This window comes from Hymenobacter sp., assembly GCF_035709525.1.
Taxonomy (GTDB): domain Bacteria; phylum Bacteroidota; class Bacteroidia; order Cytophagales; family Hymenobacteraceae; genus Hymenobacter.
In genome coordinates this window covers 1-16,454 of the sequence record NZ_DASTEP010000075.1, presented here as the reverse complement: position 1 = coordinate 16,454, position 16,454 = coordinate 1, and the positions used below count along the sequence as shown (strand labels likewise).

Genomic DNA, 16,454 nt, shown 5'->3' with positions numbered 1-16,454 from the left:
CCGCCGTTTAGCGCGCAGCGCGTAACGGCAGGCCGACCAGTGGGGCGAGTCTCCCGACTCGCGTAGGTAGAGCAGGATGGTAGTGCTCGCCGGGCGTTGCTTGCCGCTGCGCGGCAGTGAGTTTGGAAACTGACCCCACTGGTCGGCCTGCCGTTGCGCGCTGCGCGCTAAACGGCGGCCAGCGCCTGCTCGCTTCTTACGACTGGTGCAGCAGCGCCAGCAGCGCTGGCCCATCTTTCACCGATTGCAGCGCCTGCTGCAATTCGGCATCTTCGGCCCGCAGCACGGCGTGGCCCGCTTCCGCCCCAAACAGACTCTGGGCGATATACGATTTCAGGTGCAGGCGCAGTAGCGGCGCGCAGCGCCGTTGGGCGGCGGCATTGGGGGCCAGGCCCGCCAGCCGGGCTAGGCGGCCCACGTCGGCCAGCTCGGTTTCGGATACCTGGAAGGTGCTGAGGAACTGCTCGGGCCGCAGGCCAGCCAGCGCGACGCGGCGGCGCTGGTACAGAGCCAGCGCGCCGGCCCGCAGCACACCCTTGCGGCAAAGCTGCTCAAAATAAGCACAATGCGCGAGCGAGTCGCGGGGTACAAACACGTCGGGGATGATGCCGCCGCCGCCGTATACCGGCCGGCCGTGGTCGGTGCGAAAGCGCAGCTCCTTGGCCACCGGTACGTGGTCGGCCGAGGCAAACTCACCGCGGCGCTCGCGCTCGGCCAGCTCCTGCTGGTAGCTGGCCTTATCGGCGCCGTAGGGCTTCTGGATGCAGCGGCCGGCGGGCGTGTAGTAGCGGGCGATGGTGAGGCGCAACTCGCCGCCATCTTGCAGGGCGATAGGCTGTTGTACTAAGCCCTTGCCGTAGGTGCGCCGCCCGATGAGCAGGGCGCGGTCGTGGTCTTGCAGGGCGCCGGCCAGCACCTCGGCGGCCGAGGCACTGCCCTCGTCTACCAGCACCACCAGCGTGCCCTGCTCCCAGTCGCCGGGCACATGCGCGTAGGTCTGGGTGTCGTACTGCTCGCCTTTGCCATCGGTGTACACTAGCTTGCGCGAGCCGCTGATGAACTCGTCGGCCAGGCGCGTGGCGCGGTCGAGGTAGCCGCCGGGGTTGCCGCGCAGGTCGAGCACCAGGCTCTTTATGCTTTGCTGGCGCAGGCCGCCGAGCTCCTTCTTAAACTCGTCGTAAGTATCGGTCGCAAAGCGATTTACCTTGAGGTAGCCCGTGCTGCCGTCGGCCAGCAGCACGCCGGTTTCCACCGAGGGGTTGGGCAGGCGGCGGCGCGCCACCGCAAAATTGAGCGGGTGCGGCTGGCCGGGGCGGCTCACCAGCAAGGCCACCGAGCTGCCCCGGCTGCCGCGCAGCAGCTGTGTCAGTTGCCCCGTGGTGCAGTGCGCGCCGGCCACGGCCGTGGTGCCCACGCGCAGCAGGCGGTCGCCGGGGCGCAGGCCGGCGTCTTCGGCCGGGCCGCCGCGCAGCGTGCCAGCCACGGTGGCCGTGTCGCGAAAAAAGTAAAAATCGAGTCCCACGCCCTCAAAGCTGCCCTGCAAAAGAGCGTCGGCTTTTTCGCGCTCGGCAGCCGGCAGGTACACCGAGTGCGGGTCGAGCTTGGCAAGCATCTGGGCCACGGCGTAGTCGGTAAGGCCCTCCGTATCGGCCGAGTCCACGTAGTCGCGGTCCACATAGCTCAGGATTTCCTTGAAGCGCAGGTAGGCCCGCGCCGTGCCCGCCGGGTTGGACGACGAAGGCCGGAACGGGTTACCCGCCATCAGCAGGCCGCTGCCGAAGGCCAGTGCCAGCAGCAAGAACGCCCGCCAGCGCGGCCCACCCGTGTGCAAACGGGCAGCGGGCGCAGGGGCAGCCAAAGGCTCGGGTAGTGGCGGCGAAGGAAGCATGAACGGGCAGAAAAGAGATTGTTTCTTGCTGGGGCATAAGGAGCTATTTCAAAATTAATACAATTTTTAGGTGTTAAAAACAGATTGTTGACATCATTTCTACTTTCTGTAATTAGTGATATGATATTCTTATTTAGAAACAATAAAAGCGTATAAAAAATAGTTTTATTCAAAAAATATCTGCTCAAGTTGTTGCTTATAATTAAAATTAAATATGATTTAAGTTATAAAGGATAGTAAAGCTGCCCTTGCTTAGGCGAGCTGATTGAAACGGGTAGCTAAGCCCGTCTCACCAGCCTCGGGCCAGCCCGGCAATCCCGGCGCGGGCTGGCCCGAGGCCGTATCTTTGCGCCGAAGTCGCCAGGCTTCGCATCGCTCACTTTTCTCTCTATCGGCATGGCCCGCACCCTCGCCATCGATTACGGCCACAAGCGCGTGGGCCTCGCCGTGACGGACCCGCTCGGCCTCATTGCCACGCCGCTCGACACCATCCACAGCAAGGATTTGGTGGCCTTCGTGCTGGCTTACCACCAGCGCGAGCCACTGAAAGCCATCGTGGTAGGGATGCCCCGCACGCTGCTCAATGAGCCCACCGACTCGACCAGCGCCGTGGTGGGGCTGCTGCGCCGCCTGCGCCGCGAGCTGCCCGCTGTGCCCGTGCATGAGATGGACGAGCGCTTTACCTCGCGCCTCGCCAAGCAGGCCATGCTGGCCGGCGGCCTGGGCCGCAAGGCGCGGCAGGACAAGGCCACCGTGGACAAGGTGAGCGCGACGATTATTCTTCAGTCTTTTCTAGAATCACCATTAAGCCAATGATTTACCCGATTGTTGCCGTGGGCGACCAGGTGCTGAAAACCCGCGCCAAGGACATCGCCGCCGACCTGCCCGCCGCCGAGCTGAGCCAGCTGGTGCAGGATATGTTCGAAACCATGTATTCGGCCGCCGGCGTGGGCCTCGCCGCGCCCCAGATTGGCAAGGGCATCCGGTTGTTTGTGATGGACTCGGGCCCGATGGTGGAGCCCGACGACGATGACGAATCGACTACTGAGCCGCTCGACGCCGCTACCCAGGCCGCCCCCGCCGAGGTGCCCGTAAAGCGCGCCTTCATCAACCCCCAGATGCTGAGCGAAACCGGCGAGCAGTGGGGCTTCGAGGAAGGCTGCCTGAGCATCCCCGGCGTGCGCGAAAACGTGATGCGCTGCCCCCATATCGTGCTGCGCTACGAGGACGAAAACCGCCAGGTGCACGAGGAGGCGTTCAGCGGCATGGCCGCCCGCATCATCCAGCACGAGTACGACCATTTGGAAGGTATCTTGTTCACCGACAAGCTATCGGCTTTCAAAAAGCAACTGCTGAAAGGCAAGCTCGCCCGCATCAGCAAGGGCGACGTGCGGCACGACTACCGCATGAAATTTCCGGCCAGCGGGCGGCGCTAGGCTGCGCGCAGGCGGAAACTAGTAAAACGGCAAAACCGGCTTATCCTGTGAGGTAAGCCGGTTTTGCCGTTTTACGGATTTAGCTACGCTGGTTCTCAGAAAGTAGACGGTAACAAGTATCACGAAAGACTTAGTAATCTGCGCGGTGCGTGTAATTTGGTGGCGTGAAAAACCGCTATTGTTGGCTTCTGTTCCCGCTGCTGCTTCTGGGCTCGGCTAGTCCCGCCCACGCCTGGGGTTTCTACGGGCATCGGCTGCTCAACCGGCTTGCCGTGTACACGCTGCCGCCCGAGATGCTGCCGTTTTTCAAGGCCAACATCGACTACCTTACTACTAACGCCACGCGGCCTGACTCGCGGCGCACGGTGGTGCCCACCGAGGCCCCGCGCCATTTTCTAGATGTGGATGCCTACGGCGACAGCGCCCTCACGCGCCACGGCCGGGGCCTGCCCCGCGCCTACGCCGACGCGGTGGCGCTGGTGGGCGGCGAAGACTCGCTGCTGCGCCACGGCATCGTGCCATGGCAAGTGGCGCGTATGAAAGGCCAGCTCACGGCTGCCTTCAAAGAGCACGATACCGACCGCATTCTGCACCTTGCCGCCGACCTTGGGCACTATGTGGCCGATGCCTGTGTGCCCCTGCACACCACCCGCAACTACAACGGCCAACTCACCAACCAGCGCGGCATCCACGCGCTCTGGGAGTCGCGCCTGCCCGAGCTGAACGGCACGAGCTACGACCTGCTCACCGGCCAGGCGCCCTACCTCGACAACCCCACCGAAGCCGCCTGGCTGGCCGTGGAGCGCGCCCATGCCGCCCTGGATTCGGTGTTCACAATGGAGCGCCAGCTCACGGCCGAGCTCAGCGAAGACCGTAAATATGGCTACGAACAGCGCGGCCGGCAGACCATCCGCACCTACTCGCGGGAGTTTAGTCAGGCGTATCACCAGCGGCTCAATGGGCAGGTAGAGCGGCAGTTGCGCTACGCGGCGCGGCTCATCGGGGCCTTCTGGTACACCTGCTGGGTCGATGCCGGCCAGCCCGACTTGAGCCAGCAGCGGCAGCAGCCTTCTACGGCCGAGGAACTGGCCAGCGAGAAGGAGCGCCAAGGGGCAGTGGCCGCGCCGGCGGCGGCCATTCCGGGGCACGATGAATAAAAAAGCGCCGGCTGGTGGGCCGGCGCTTTTGGGGTGTAATTGTCATGCAGAGCGCAGCGAAGCATCTCGCTCGCCTCGTTGTTTGCGTTTTGATTACTGCGCCACGCGAGATGCTTCGCTGTGCTCTGCATGACGGGCGCGTTGTTTATACGTTCGGGTTGGCGTCGGCCAGCGAGCCCTCGTAGGCGAGGTTCTCGGCGGGTGTCAGGTTGTTAGGCAGGCGGATATCGTCGGTGTCCTGCACGCGTAGGGTGAGGAGGCCGCCGAGTATCATGCCGGCCCCGCCCAGCACCAGCGCGCCCATTGTGTTGCCGTTGAAGAGGTGATTGGTCAGAAAGCCAAGGCCCACCGAGGCGATAATTTGCGGCGTCACGATGAAGAAGTTGAACACGCCCATGTAGTAACCCATTTTATTAGCGGGTAACGCGCCGGCCAGCATGGCGTAGGGCATCGATAGAATACTGGCCCAGGCAATGCCCACCAGCGCCATCGACCCGAGTAGCAGGCGCGGGTCGTGCACCAAGCTCAGCGAAATCAGCCCCAGCCCACCCACAACGAGGCACAGCATGTGGGTGAAGCGGCGGCTGGTGCGGCGGGCCAGCACGGGCAGCAGAAACGCGAAGATGGCCGCCACTCCGTTGCGCACCGACGAGCAGATGCCCAGCCAGTCGGCCCCGTCGTTGTACTGCTGCTGCACCCGCTTGAGGTCAGCGCTTTCGGCGGGGGCAAGCTGGCCGTTTTTCAACGCGTAGCCGGCCAGGTTGGTTGTAATAACCTTGTCGGTAGTGCCCGCCTGGTGGGCGGCGATGTCGGCGATATCGGCGCGCAGGGCGCCTAGCTCTTTCACCTTTTTCTCTGCCTCGGTGGTCTGGCTCAGGTCGAAAAAGCTCTTGCTAGGCGCGTCTTTCACTGCGGCAGAGGCCTGGTTTACCTGCTGCACTATCTTCTGGTACAGGTTGCCGCTGACGCGCATGTTGTAGATGTTGCTGGTCACGGCGTTGGTCGAGTAAATCCACATGGCAAACAGCGCAAACCACGTAAAGAGCTGCACTACGGCAAGTTGACTCATGGACTTGGGCATGTTGAAAATGCCCATAAACGAGGCAGTAATGCCGCCAAACATGCTGCCTTCCTTCTTTTCGCGCTCAAACTCGGCCATATCTACCGGCGGGTACTCGCGAGTAGTAAACACCGTGTACATCACCGTTAGAAACAGCGCCGCGCCGCCCAGGTAAAAGGCGTACTTCACCGAAGGCGGAATGACGCCCTGCGGTGCCGTGTTGGCAATATTGAACACGTTGGTGAACAGCCACGGCAGGCAGGCCGCAATCACCGACCCTACGCCGATGAAAAAGCTCTGCGTGGCAAAGCCTGTCGTGCGCTGATTGGCCGGCAGCAAATCGCCCACGAAGGCCCGGAACGGCTCCATCGAGATGTTGATGCTGGCATCCATAATCCAGAGCATACTGGCCGCCACCAGCAGCGAGCCCGAGTTGGGCATGAAAAACAGGGCCAGCGTAGCCAGTAGCGCGCCCACAAAGAAAAACGGCCGCCGCCGCCCCCAGGTAGGGTGCCAGGTGCGGTCGGAAAAATAGCCAATGATGGGCTGCACCAGCAGCCCGGTGAGTGGGGCCGCAATCCAGAGCAGTGGCAGGTCGTCCTTGTTAGCCCCTAACGTTTCGAAAATGCGGCTCACGTTGGAGTTTTGCAGCTCGAATCCAAACTGGATACCCAGGAAGCCGAAGCTCATGTTCCAGATTTGCCAGAAGCTGAGGCGCGGCTTGGCCCGCATGTTGGGGTTGTCGATGGTAACGCCGGAGCCTGCCATTGGGTAACGAATTGGGGGTGGGAAGTTTAGTCTGGAAAGGTAAGCACCGAAATCGATTCAGGAAGCGGTGGCTGTCAGGTGGAAACAAGCGTCCATCGTCATGCTGAGCGCAGCGTAGCGGAGTCGAAGCATCTCTATCGCTTCGTTGCTGAGCGTAAGATGTCAGTTATCCGGTAGAGATGCTTCGGCTCCGCTACGCTGCGCTCAGCATGACAGATGGCTATTTGATTTCTAAGACCATAGCCGCCAGCGGAGCCAGCGTCAGCCTGAGGTCAGATTTGGGTTCGCCGCCGTTCAGCAGGTCGCGGTAGCTGTGCGGCTGCTTGGGGTCGAGGCCCATCAGCTTCTGCACGGCGTCGGGCAGGAGTAGGGTAGGAGTGTAGGTTTGGGTATCGCTGAAATTGACGACTATCAGCACCTTTTGGCCCGCCGTGTAGCGCATAAAGGCGTAGAGCTTGTGCTGGTCGTACTCTTTGTTGAGGTTGTTGGCATCCTGCAACTCGTAGAACTGGCCCTTACGGATGGCCTCGCTGCTGCCCGCCAGCGTGAGCAGGCGCTTGTAGAAGTCGTGCAACTGCTTTTGGGCGGGGCTGAGTTTGGCGCCGTCAAACTTGCCTTGGTTCATCCATTTCTGGTGCTCGGGCATACCCCAGTAGTCGAAGAGCGTAGTGCGGCCGTCGCCGGTGTTGAATCCGGCCACGCCGTGGGCGGGCTCGGCCACGTCCTGGCCCATGTAGAGCATTACCGGGCCCGAGCCTAGGGTGGCCGACACGGTCATAGCCGGGATGGCGCGGCGCGGGTCGGTGGCAAACTCTTTGGACGCAATGCGCTGCTCGTCATGGTTTTCGAGGAAGCGCAGCATCTGCGAGCCGTAGCCGCGGCTCTCCGTTTTCCAGACGTGGGTGATGTCGTCGGTGGTGCCTTCCTGACGCATCAGGCGGCGCAGGCCGTCGTAAAGGCCCACTTTATCATACAGAAAATCGAAGTGGCCCTTGGTGAAATAGGTGCCGTACTCCTTGGGGTTGTAGGCCTCGCCGATGAAGACGATGCCGGGCCGCACCTGCTTTATCTGCGGAATAACCCAGGCCCAAAACTCGACGGGCACCATTTCGGCCATGTCGCAGCGGAAGCCATCGACGTTTTTCTTGGCCCAAAAGACCAGGATATCCTTCATCTTCAGCCAGGTATCGGGGATGGGCTCGAAGTAGGTCTTGCGGCCGTGCTGGTAATCGACGCCGTAGTTGAGCTTGATGGTTTCAAACCAGTCATCGACGCTGGGCGCCTCCGTAAACACGTCGTTGCCGGTGGCTTTGGCCGGAAACTCGTTGTACTTGTGGTCCTCGCGCGGGCCTTGCAGCGGGCCCAGGGGGTTGTAGCCGGCAGGCACTACGAAGCGTTTGCCGGGCACGTAGTAGTAGTTGTTGTTGGGCGCGAAGGCTTGGCTTTGGTCGTCTTTCGCGCCCAGGTCTACCACGCCGGCGGGCTTGGAAGTGGACTTGTAGGAGCGCGCTACGTGGTTGGGAATGAAGTCGATAATGACCTTGAGGCCGTGGGCGTGGGTGCGCTTCACGAGGGCCTCAAACTCGGCGAGGCGGGTTTGGGGCGTGGTGGCCAGGTCGGGGTCTACGTTGTAGTAGTCGCGGATGGCGTAGGGCGAGCCGGCGCGGCCTTTTACCACGTCGGCATCGTCGGCGGGCAGGCCGGGGTAGGGCGTCATGGTGGCGTGTTCGAGCACGCCGGTGTACCACACGTGCGACACGCCCAGGTCCTTAATTTTGGTCAGGGCCAGGTCGTTGATGTCGTTGAACTTGCCGCAGCCGTTTTCCTGGATGGTGCCGTAGGCTTTGTTCAGGGCTACTTTGTTGCCGAACAGACGCGGGAGCATTTGGTAGATAATGAGCTTGTTATCTATCAGGGTTTCGGCGGTGGTGTTCGGGTCGTTGGGAGTTTGGGCCACGAGGGGAGAGGCTAGGGCGGCCAGCAGTAAGCTGGCCGCCAGGGTGAAAAGTCGCATAAGCAGGGGCTACTTACGCAATTCTACTACCCAAGCCGTGTGCGCCGGCACCTTCAAGGTCTTCAAATCCGAAATAACCGCCCCGCTCACTACCTCGGTCCCGGTCGAGAAGCCCTGCGTGCGCTCGGCGTAGCGCGTGCCGTCTACCGTTTTTTCCTCCTTGGTGTTGTTGGCAATGACCATCACGCACTCGCCGTCGTTGTACCGGAAATAGGTGTACACGCCATCCTGCGGCAGAAACTGCATGAGCTTGCCCGAACTCAACACGGGGTGCGACTTGCGGTAGGTGCCGAGCTTGCTCACGTAGTCGAACGCCTCGCCCGCCTGGCCCGGCCGCGACACGAAGTAGTTCTTCTTATCGCCAGCCCAGCCGCCGGGGAAGTCCTCGCGCACCTTGCCATCGGGGTCCGAGAAGTTCTTCATCAGCACCTCGGTGCCATAGTAGAGCTGCGGCGTGCCGCGCAAGGTCAGGAGCCAGGCAATGCCCATCTTGAACTTCGCAAAGTCTTCACCGATAACCGAGTAGAAGCGGCTCATGTCGTGGTTGTCCAAAAACGGCACGTTGCGCGTGGCGTCCACGTACATCCAGTCTCCTTGCAGGGAGCGGTAGAGCTTGGTGAGGTCGCCGCTATTCAGCGCGTCGCTGATGCCGAAGCACATTTGGAAATCGAGCACGCCCGGCAGGTTCGACTTAAAGCCGTTGACGGGCGGGAAGATATTCTGGGCAAAAAATGCCTGCTCGGCCTCCGTGCCCTCCCAGGCCTCGCCAAACATAGCCAGCTTGGGGTATTCCTCCTGAATAGCCTTGCCCCAGTCCATCAAGAACTTAGGCTCCGAATAGGGGTAGGTGTCGATGCGGTAGCCATCGAGGCCCGTCGTCTCGACCCACCACAGGAAGTTCTGAATTAAATAGGTAGATACCAGTGGATTACTCTGGTTCACGTCAGGCATGGAGGTGTCGAACCAGCCGTCGTTGAACAGCTTGTAGTCGCGCTTGGAAGCGTAGGGGTCGTTGAGGGGGTAGGCGTTGTAGTTGCTGCGCGTGAAGGTGGGGAAGGCGTGGAACCAGTCGGCCGCCGGCTTGTCCAAGAACAAGTGGTGGTAGCTGCCCCAGTGATTGAGCACGATATCCTGAATCACCTTAAGCCCCTGATTATGGGCGTTCTTGACAAACTGCACGTACTCAGCATTCGTGCCGTAGCGCGGGTCTACCTTGTAGCAGTCCGTGACGGCGTAGCCGTGGTAGCTCGCCTTGGGCATGTCGTTTTCGATGATGGGCGTGGGCCAGATGGCCGTGACACCCAGCTGCTTGAGATACGCAAAGTGGTTTGCTATGCCCTGGAGGTCGCCGCCGTGGCGGGCGTACATCGAGTCGCGGCTCATGCGCGGGGCGCGGGTACCCTTCACGATGTCGTTTTTGGGGTTGCCGTTCGAGAAACGGTCGGGCATCAGGAAGTAAATAAAATCGGCCTGCGTGAGGCCCTGCACCCGCGCCGGGTCCTGGTTGCGCGGGCGCAGCTCATAATTATAGGTAAAGCTTTTGTCGCCCTTAAACTGGAGCTTGAGCTGGCCGGGCTGCGCCTGCGGCGCGATGGTGAGGTTCACCATCAGGTAGTTGGGGCTTTCGAGCTTCTGAAACCCGTCGAGCGTGACGCCTGGGTAGGCGGCCAAGCTCACCTGGCTGCTGGCGATGCCGGGCGCATTCACCAATAGCTGCACCTGGGGGTTTTTCATGCCCACAAACCAGTTGGTGGGGTCGATGCGGGTGATGGGGCTGGCCTTGGCGGCGGGGCGGGCGGTAGCGGCGGCCGGGCCGGGGGCCGGCGCGCCGGCCAGCGCCAGGGTGGGCAATAGGCCGGCCGCCAGGGCCGCCGCGCGCAGCAGAGAAGAAAATGAGGACATGGGGGTAGGGAAAGAAGCAAAAAGATAACGTTCTACAAAGTACGGCAAGCGGCTTCGGAATCGTTTTCGGAACGCGACTTTTGCCCGTACTTGCGTCGCCAAACCCAAACTATACGTAGGCGCAAAAGCTTGCCAAGAGCTTTTGCATCATCCAACACCTCTCTAACCGGCAGGATGCTACCTGCTTCTTTCTTTCCCTATGGCATTTCAGTTTAAGGCCCCCGCGCCGGCCGCCAAGTACAAAACGCCCGTGGCGTACTTCTCGATGGAGTTTGCCCTCGACCAGGCCCTCAAAAGCTACTCGGGCGGCCTCGGCTTTTTGGCCGGCTCGCACATGCGCTCGGCCTACGAGCTCAAGCAAAACCTCATCGGCATCGGCATTTTATGGACCTACGGCTACTACGACCAGGTGCGCGACGCCGACCAGAGCATGAAAGCCGCCTTCATCGAGAAAAATTACTCGTTTCTCGAAGACACCGGCCTCGTGTTCCCCATCATCATCCACGATGCCGAGGTGCACGTGAAGGCGCTGTACCTGGCGCCCGACACGTTTGGCACCGCGCCCATGTTCTTCCTCACCACTGATATTGAGGAGAATGACTTCATTTCGCGCACTATTTCGCACCACCTCTACGACCCGGACACGGCGGCCCGCGTAGCCCAAAGCATGCTGCTGGGCATCGGCGGCGGCAAGCTGCTCGATGTGCTGGGTCGCCAAACCGACGTGTACCACCTCAACGAGGGCCACGGCCTGCCGCTGGCGTTTTACCTCTACGAAAAGCACGGCCGCAACTTGGCCGAGGTGCAGAAGCGCCTGGTTTTCACCACCCACACCCCCGAGCTGGCCGGCAACGAGGAGCACCCGATGGCGCTGCTCCAGAAGATGTCGTTCTTCTGCGGCGTGCCCGAGCAGGAGGTGCGCGACGTGGCCCGCGTGGCCGGCGACTCGCTCAACTACACCCTCACCGCCCTGCGCTTTGCCCGCAAGGCCAACGGCGTGAGTAAGGTGCACGGCGGCGTGGCCCGCGAAATGTGGGGTCATTACGAAGGCATTTGCCCCATCATCTCCATCACCAACGCCCAAAACGGCACCTATTGGCGCGACCCTGAGCTGGCCGCCGCCCTCAAAGGGAAGGACGACACCGCCCTGCTAGCCCGCAAAAAGGAGCTGAAAAAAGAGCTTTTCAAAACCGTGGCCGACCAGACCGGCACCCTGCTCGACCCCGAGGTACTGACCATCGTGTGGGCCCGCCGCTTCGCCAGCTACAAGCGCGCTGACCTCATTTTGCGCGATTTCGAGAAGTTCGAAAAGCTCGTGACCAACGACGAGCGCCCCGTGCAGGTTATTTGGGCCGGTAAGCCGTACCCCAAGGACTTCGGCGCGATTGATATTTTCAACAATATCATCAAGAATACCAAAGACCTGAAGCGTTGCGCCGTGCTCGTGGGCTACGAGCTGGGCCTGAGCGCCGAGCTAAAAAAAGGCTCTGACCTGTGGCTGAATACCCCGCGCTACCCCCGCGAGGCCAGCGGTACCAGCGGCATGACCGCCGCCATGAACGCCTGCGTGAGCGTCAGCATCGCCGACGGCTGGATTCCGGAGTTTGCCAAGGATGGCGAAAACTGCTTCATCATCGAGCACGCCGACGAGAAGCTGCCCGAAAACGAGAAGGACACCATCGAGGCCAACACGCTGTACAACGTGCTCGAAAAGGCTGTAGCGCTGTACTACGACATGCCGGTGCAGTTCACCAAAATCCGCAAGGCGGCGATGAAGGACGTGGAGCCCGCGTTTGAGAGCGGCCGCATGGCCAAGGAGTACTACGAGCAGCTCTACAAATAAGTAGCTGAGCTAGTGCCCAAAAACTGTCATGCTGAGCTTGCGAAGCATCTCATCACGCTAGGCAAACGTTAGAAATACTAACCATGCCTTGCAAACGTGATAGGATGCTTCGCAAGCTCAGCATGACAGTTTTTATGTGTGGCCGTTACACTGTTATCGCCCCCGCGCCGACGCTGGCCAAGCGCTTTAATGCCAAAGAAGCCGCCGCGCCCGCGCCCAACTACAACGCCGCGCCTTCGCAGGCGCTGCCCATCATTACTAATGCCGCGCCCGGCCAGATTCAGCTCGTGAGCTGGGGCTTAGTGCCCGCCTGGAGCCGCGACCCGGCCGGCGGCCCCAAGCCCATCAATGCTCGCGCCGAGACGCTGGCCGAGAAGCCCAGCTTCCGGCAACTGCTGGCGCGGCGGCGCTGCCTGGTGCTGGCCGACTCCTTCTACGAATGGCAGACTACCGAGCGGGGTAAGGTTCCGCACCGCATTTTGCTGAAAAGCGAGGAGCCGTTTGCCTTTGCCGGGCTCTGGGACGAGTGGGTTGATAAAGCGTCGGGTGAGGTGCATCCCACGTTCACCATCATCACGACCGAGCCCAACGAGCTGATGGCCAAGCTCCACAATCGCATGCCCGTCATCTTGCCTGGTCCCGACGCTGAGCACGCCTGGCTGGCCGACGACCTGAGTGCCGCGCAGCACCAGCAGCTGCTGGTGCCCTACGATACGGCGCTGATGAAGGAATACGCCATCACAACGCGCGTCAACTCGCCCGCACACAACGATGCGGACGTGCTGGCGGCGGCATAGAAAGCGCAGAAAGAGCGGTGGCGAAACGACGGATGCGTTAATCAATTATCTGCCGTTTCGCCACCGCTCTTTTTGCGCTTTCTATAAAGCTGGTTTTACTTCAAACGAAAAGCTAGTGCTGCCCAATTGCCCATCAGGCGTGAGGCCCTGCGTTACGACGAGGTAGCGCCCGGCTTGGTCGGAGGTGAAAAAATCCAGGGTTTGCGATTTGCCAGCGGCTAGGTTAATGGCAGGGTTCCAGTAAAGCAGGTTGCGCAAATCGGGCAGGCGGCTGCGTTGCTGGGTTTCGGTGTCGTAGCGCGGGGCGTAAAATTCGCGGGGCACTTGCAGGGTTTCGTACTCTTCGAGCAGCGCGTGCGCGCTGAGCGGGTAGCCACCGAGGTCGCCCTTGTAGGTGCGGTAGCTCACCAGGCCATCATACACCTGCGGCCCCAGGAAGTAGCGGCTGGCCATTACGTCGAGGGTCTTGATTTTGAGCGGGTCGAAAGCCATCAGCTGGTTGAGGTCGAAGATGGGCAGGCCATCGAGCAGCGTCAGTGGGTTTTCCTGCAAATTGAGGTGGTGGGGCCGGTCAACTACCATAAAGTGAAAACCATCCTTGCGCTTGCGCACCAGCACGCCGGGCACGTACTCGCGCATCACGTCTTCCAGCGACGGAAAGCGGGTGTAGTCGTCGAGGCGGTAGCGCTCGTCGGCGCGGCCATAAAAGGCCACCGTGTCGGTGGCCACGGGCAGGTAGCGCGGCGCAACCGGAAAAACGCGCCGTGCCTGTAGCTGCACGTGGCGCTCGGTGAGGGCAGGGGCCAGGCGGCTGGCCAGCGGCGGCAGGCCGGGCGCCGCCCAGCCGCCGCCCGCCGTGTAGGGGCTCAGCAGCTCAACCTGATACGTACTGTCACGCATCGTATTCGGTTGCAATACCAGCTTACGCAGCCCGTAGGTGCGCGGCAGCTCAAACTGCACCAGCCCATCGGCCCGGCTCACGGAGGTGCCAAACCAGAACGACCGGCCCGGCAGCGACAGGTAGGCGGGCACGCCCGCCGCCGGTGCGCCGCTGGCCTGGCGCACGCGCCCTTGCAGCAGGTAGCCATTCAGCTCAGGCGCGAAGGGCACAGCGGGCGCTTGCCCGGCCAGCACCTCGGCCCACCGAAAGCGCCGCCAGCCCTGGGTTAGCATCAGGTTGTCGGCGGCCTGCCGGGCCACGGCGCTGGAGTCGCGGAAGTAGTAGCCCGCGTCTTCGATATAGCCTTTCAAATCGTTGGCCAGCAGCAGGTAGCTGCTGATGTCGGCCGGCGCGGTGGCCGACAAGCTATCGAGCCGGTACACGGCCATCGACAGCGCGGCCGCCTGGGGGGCGCTCACTTGCAGGCGCACGGCGCTGCGCGGCCCGTAGGCTGCCGCCGAGGCGCTGCCCCGCACCGCCAGCCCGCGTGCTGGCCGCCGGAAGTACAGCCGCTCGGCCACCGGCTGCCGCCCGCTGAATATCGTGAAATGCGTGATGCCCGGCTTTAGCCGCTGTTTATCAACTACGAACGTGGCGCGGCCGTTGGCCAGCGTGGCCTCGGCGGCTACCGTGATTTGCTGGCCGGTGTGAGCCAGCAGGCGTAGCGGGGCGCCGGGCGGCGCAAGCTGTGCCTGCACGGCCACGGTGAGCTGGCGCGGGCTGTCATCGGCCACGAGCAGGCTGTAGCCCTGCTCGGCCACGGCCGGCAGCTTTTGGCTGAGCACCGCGCCGCCCGGCAGGCGCACGGTGGCGGTGTAGGCCGCGCCCGCCGCCGTGGGCGTGAGTAAAAAGCTACCCAGGCCAAACTTCAACGTCTGAAACGTGGCGACGGTGGCCCCGCTGGCATCGGCCACGGTGCCGGTGGCGGCCACGCTCTGGCCCAGCCGGTCGGTTACCTTAAAGGCCACCCGGCCGGGCAGGCCACGCACCAACTGCCCGCCTTCGGCAAAAAACTGCACGTCGTAGGCCGGGCCGGGCTTGGCGGCAGTAGTGGCCGCCAAGCCCGGCGTGGTCGTGCTCACGACCGTGATGGGGCATTGAAAATAGAATTCCGGGCCGGCGTTTTTCATCCAACTGGTGTAGGCGCGCACTACGTAGCGGCCGGTGGCCAGCTCGGCGGGTAGCTCCAGCGAGCCCTGGCCCATGGCCTGCGCCAGGGCTATTTTGGCCTGCGCCACGGGCTGCCGGGCGGCATCCAGCACTTCCACGTAGGCTACCTGGCTCATGGCCAGCGGCCGGTGGTAGGTGCCATCCACGGCGTAGGCCTTGAGCCACAGCGTTTCGCCGGCCGCGTAGGCGGGGCGGTCGAGGTGCAGGTACAGCTGCTCGGTGAGCGCCTGGCGCTGGTGGCGGGCCAGTTGGCGGCCCAGCGTGGTAGCCGAGTCGGCGGGCACCTGGGCGAGGGCTGGCGGGCTGGCGGCAACGGCCAGCGCGCATGACAAGCCCCAGGTGTGGGAGGCAAAGGAACGGAAAGACAGGCGCACGAGCAGGAATAAGAAGTAGCGATAGAGTAATTAAGGAGCGGATTGGCTACCAGAAGCTTGGCTTCGTATTGACGCCGTTGCTGCGGCAGTCTACACAAGCCGTAGTAGAGCCGCTGTAGCCCAGCGTATCGCCGTTGGCGGGATTCATCTCGATGTCAATCGGGGTGTATGCAGTGGATTTGAATGTTCTGGTATGTGGGTATCGTAGGGTTTGGGCTCTTGTTACGGGGTCGAAAAACAGTTCTATTCCCTGTGTACAGTTTTGGTAATAAGTACTGAATTGCCAGCCAGCGGGCAGTTTCAGGTCGGCATTACTGATAAATAGCCGGGTGCTCTGCACAGTGTGCGCGCCCACAAAGCCTAGCACGGGCTCTGTGGCGTTGTCGACGCGGCGCACGTTGCCGGTAAGCTGCGAAGGCAGGGGGTCATTGACCCCGCCTACGGCCTCGGTGTTCCTGCGCAGCAGCTCGTAGTAGGCAAACTCTTCCGGGGTTTCGACATACTGGTTTACCAGCACGCTGTAGCGGATTTTAAAGCGCTCGGAATTGGCCGAGAGGTCGAGCAGGCTGGCATCAAGCAGTGCATCCTGGCTAAGCTGGGCCGTGCTGGCTTGCTTGATGACGCTGGGCCGCTCGGTGTGCCAGCACGTGTAAATGGGCGTGGTGCGCGGCTTCAGCGCCTGAAGTCGGCGGTCGTATTCCAGCGACGACTGATAAGCCGAAGTAAACTCCCAGGTTTCGACAAACCCCCAGCGGTAGTAGCGCGACTGCTGCCGGGCATCGTGGGTGCTGAGTAGCAGCTGCACCTGGTTGGCATTGAGTCGCCACTTGAGCTGGTCGATGGGCGGCGTTATTTTGAGCGGTACTAAAGCCGACTCATACGTCACGTTGGCGCTGGTAGTGATGCGCAGCTGGTACTGGCGGGCGGGGTTGAGCTGCAGGCTGTCGGAGCGGTAGCTGCCACTGGCAATCTCAGTTAGGTTATAGCGCCCGCCCGCGTCGTCCACGATAGTCAGCCGGGCCCCCTTCTCCGCGGGCGGGGGGCTGGTGCTGGCCGTGTTGGTGGTGCGCGAGAGCTGGATGCGCGTGCGCCCGGCCCCGTTGAT

General features: G+C 62.2%; 11 protein-coding genes. 5 read left to right on the top strand and 6 right to left on the bottom strand.

All coding sequences use genetic code 11. The features are described from left to right. Positions 1–196 precede the first annotated feature (196 nt). Complete coding sequence (locus VFO93_RS06710) at positions 197–1,888, bottom strand: S41 family peptidase (RefSeq protein WP_325133578.1); 1,692 nt, start codon at positions 1,886–1,888, stop codon at positions 197–199. A 396-nt stretch (positions 1,889–2,284) separates the two neighbouring features. Here VFO93_RS06710 and ruvX point away from each other — a divergent pair, with 396 nt between their 5' ends. The 3 genes from ruvX (at position 2,285) to VFO93_RS06695 (ending at position 4,481) form a co-directional block, all read left to right on the top strand. Next, positions 2,285–2,704, top strand: coding sequence for a Holliday junction resolvase RuvX (gene ruvX / locus VFO93_RS06705; RefSeq protein WP_325133577.1), 420 nt, complete (start codon positions 2,285–2,287; stop codon positions 2,702–2,704). Next, positions 2,701–3,324 (top strand): peptide deformylase, encoded by a 624-nt coding sequence (locus VFO93_RS06700; RefSeq protein ID WP_325133576.1) that lies wholly within the window; start codon positions 2,701–2,703, stop codon positions 3,322–3,324. Before ruvX ends, VFO93_RS06700 begins: the two co-directional genes overlap by 4 nt. Positions 3,325–3,488: 164 nt before the next feature. Continuing rightward, on the top strand, positions 3,489–4,481 hold the full coding sequence (locus VFO93_RS06695) for a zinc dependent phospholipase C family protein (protein ID WP_325133575.1): 993 nt from the start codon (positions 3,489–3,491) through the stop codon (positions 4,479–4,481). 145 nt (positions 4,482–4,626) lie between these two features. On the opposite strand, the gene VFO93_RS06690 is transcribed toward VFO93_RS06695, so the two are convergent. The 3 genes from VFO93_RS06690 to VFO93_RS06680 form a co-directional block, all read right to left on the bottom strand. Further along, positions 4,627–6,309, bottom strand: a complete 1,683-nt coding sequence (locus tag VFO93_RS06690) for an MFS transporter (RefSeq protein ID WP_325133574.1) — start codon at positions 6,307–6,309, stop codon at positions 4,627–4,629. A 220-nt stretch (positions 6,310–6,529) separates the two neighbouring features. Beyond that, positions 6,530–8,323: an alpha-amylase family glycosyl hydrolase gene (locus tag VFO93_RS06685; protein WP_325133573.1), complete on the bottom strand. Its 1,794-nt coding sequence runs from the start codon at positions 8,321–8,323 to the stop codon at positions 6,530–6,532. Positions 8,324–8,332: 9 nt separating this feature from the next. After that, a complete protein-coding gene (locus VFO93_RS06680) occupies positions 8,333–10,225 on the bottom strand; it encodes an alpha-amylase family glycosyl hydrolase (protein ID WP_325133572.1) in 1,893 nt (630 codons plus the stop codon). A 199-nt stretch (positions 10,226–10,424) separates the two neighbouring features. Here VFO93_RS06680 and glgP point away from each other — a divergent pair, with 199 nt between their 5' ends. Together glgP and VFO93_RS06670 are read left to right on the top strand one after the other, a co-directional pair. Further along, positions 10,425–12,068: an alpha-glucan family phosphorylase gene (gene glgP / locus VFO93_RS06675; protein WP_325133571.1), complete on the top strand. Its 1,644-nt coding sequence runs from the start codon at positions 10,425–10,427 to the stop codon at positions 12,066–12,068. A gap of 134 nt (positions 12,069–12,202) precedes the next feature. Next, a complete protein-coding gene (locus tag VFO93_RS06670) occupies positions 12,203–12,865 on the top strand; it encodes an SOS response-associated peptidase (protein WP_325133570.1) in 663 nt (220 codons plus the stop codon). Positions 12,866–12,946: 81 nt separating this feature from the next. On the opposite strand, the gene VFO93_RS06665 is transcribed toward VFO93_RS06670, so the two are convergent. Together VFO93_RS06665 and VFO93_RS06660 are read right to left on the bottom strand one after the other, a co-directional pair. Then, complete coding sequence (locus VFO93_RS06665; protein WP_325133569.1) at positions 12,947–15,349, bottom strand: MG2 domain-containing protein; 2,403 nt, start codon at positions 15,347–15,349, stop codon at positions 12,947–12,949. 46 nt (positions 15,350–15,395) lie between these two features. Then, on the bottom strand, positions 15,396–16,454 hold a 1,059-nt coding region (locus tag VFO93_RS06660), incomplete at its 5' end, for a DUF4249 domain-containing protein (protein ID WP_325133568.1).

What these genes read in the sequence shown, in the direction of transcription:
- VFO93_RS06685 (WP_325133573.1), bottom strand. Translation starts at nt 8,323, where the DNA reads ATGCGACTTTTCACCCTGGCGGCCAGCTTACTGCTGGCCGCCCTAGCC.
- VFO93_RS06700 (WP_325133576.1), top strand. Translation starts at nt 2,701, where the DNA reads ATGATTTACCCGATTGTTGCCGTGGGCGACCAGGTGCTGAAAACCCGC.
- glgP (WP_325133571.1), top strand. Translation starts at nt 10,425, where the DNA reads ATGGCATTTCAGTTTAAGGCCCCCGCGCCGGCCGCCAAGTACAAAACG.
- VFO93_RS06670 (WP_325133570.1), top strand. Translation starts at nt 12,203, where the DNA reads ATGTGTGGCCGTTACACTGTTATCGCCCCCGCGCCGACGCTGGCCAAG.
- VFO93_RS06680 (WP_325133572.1), bottom strand. Translation starts at nt 10,225, where the DNA reads ATGTCCTCATTTTCTTCTCTGCTGCGCGCGGCGGCCCTGGCGGCCGGC.
- VFO93_RS06690 (WP_325133574.1), bottom strand. Translation starts at nt 6,309, where the DNA reads ATGGCAGGCTCCGGCGTTACCATCGACAACCCCAACATGCGGGCCAAG.
- VFO93_RS06710 (WP_325133578.1), bottom strand. Translation starts at nt 1,888, where the DNA reads ATGCTTCCTTCGCCGCCACTACCCGAGCCTTTGGCTGCCCCTGCGCCC.
- ruvX (WP_325133577.1), top strand. Translation starts at nt 2,285, where the DNA reads ATGGCCCGCACCCTCGCCATCGATTACGGCCACAAGCGCGTGGGCCTC.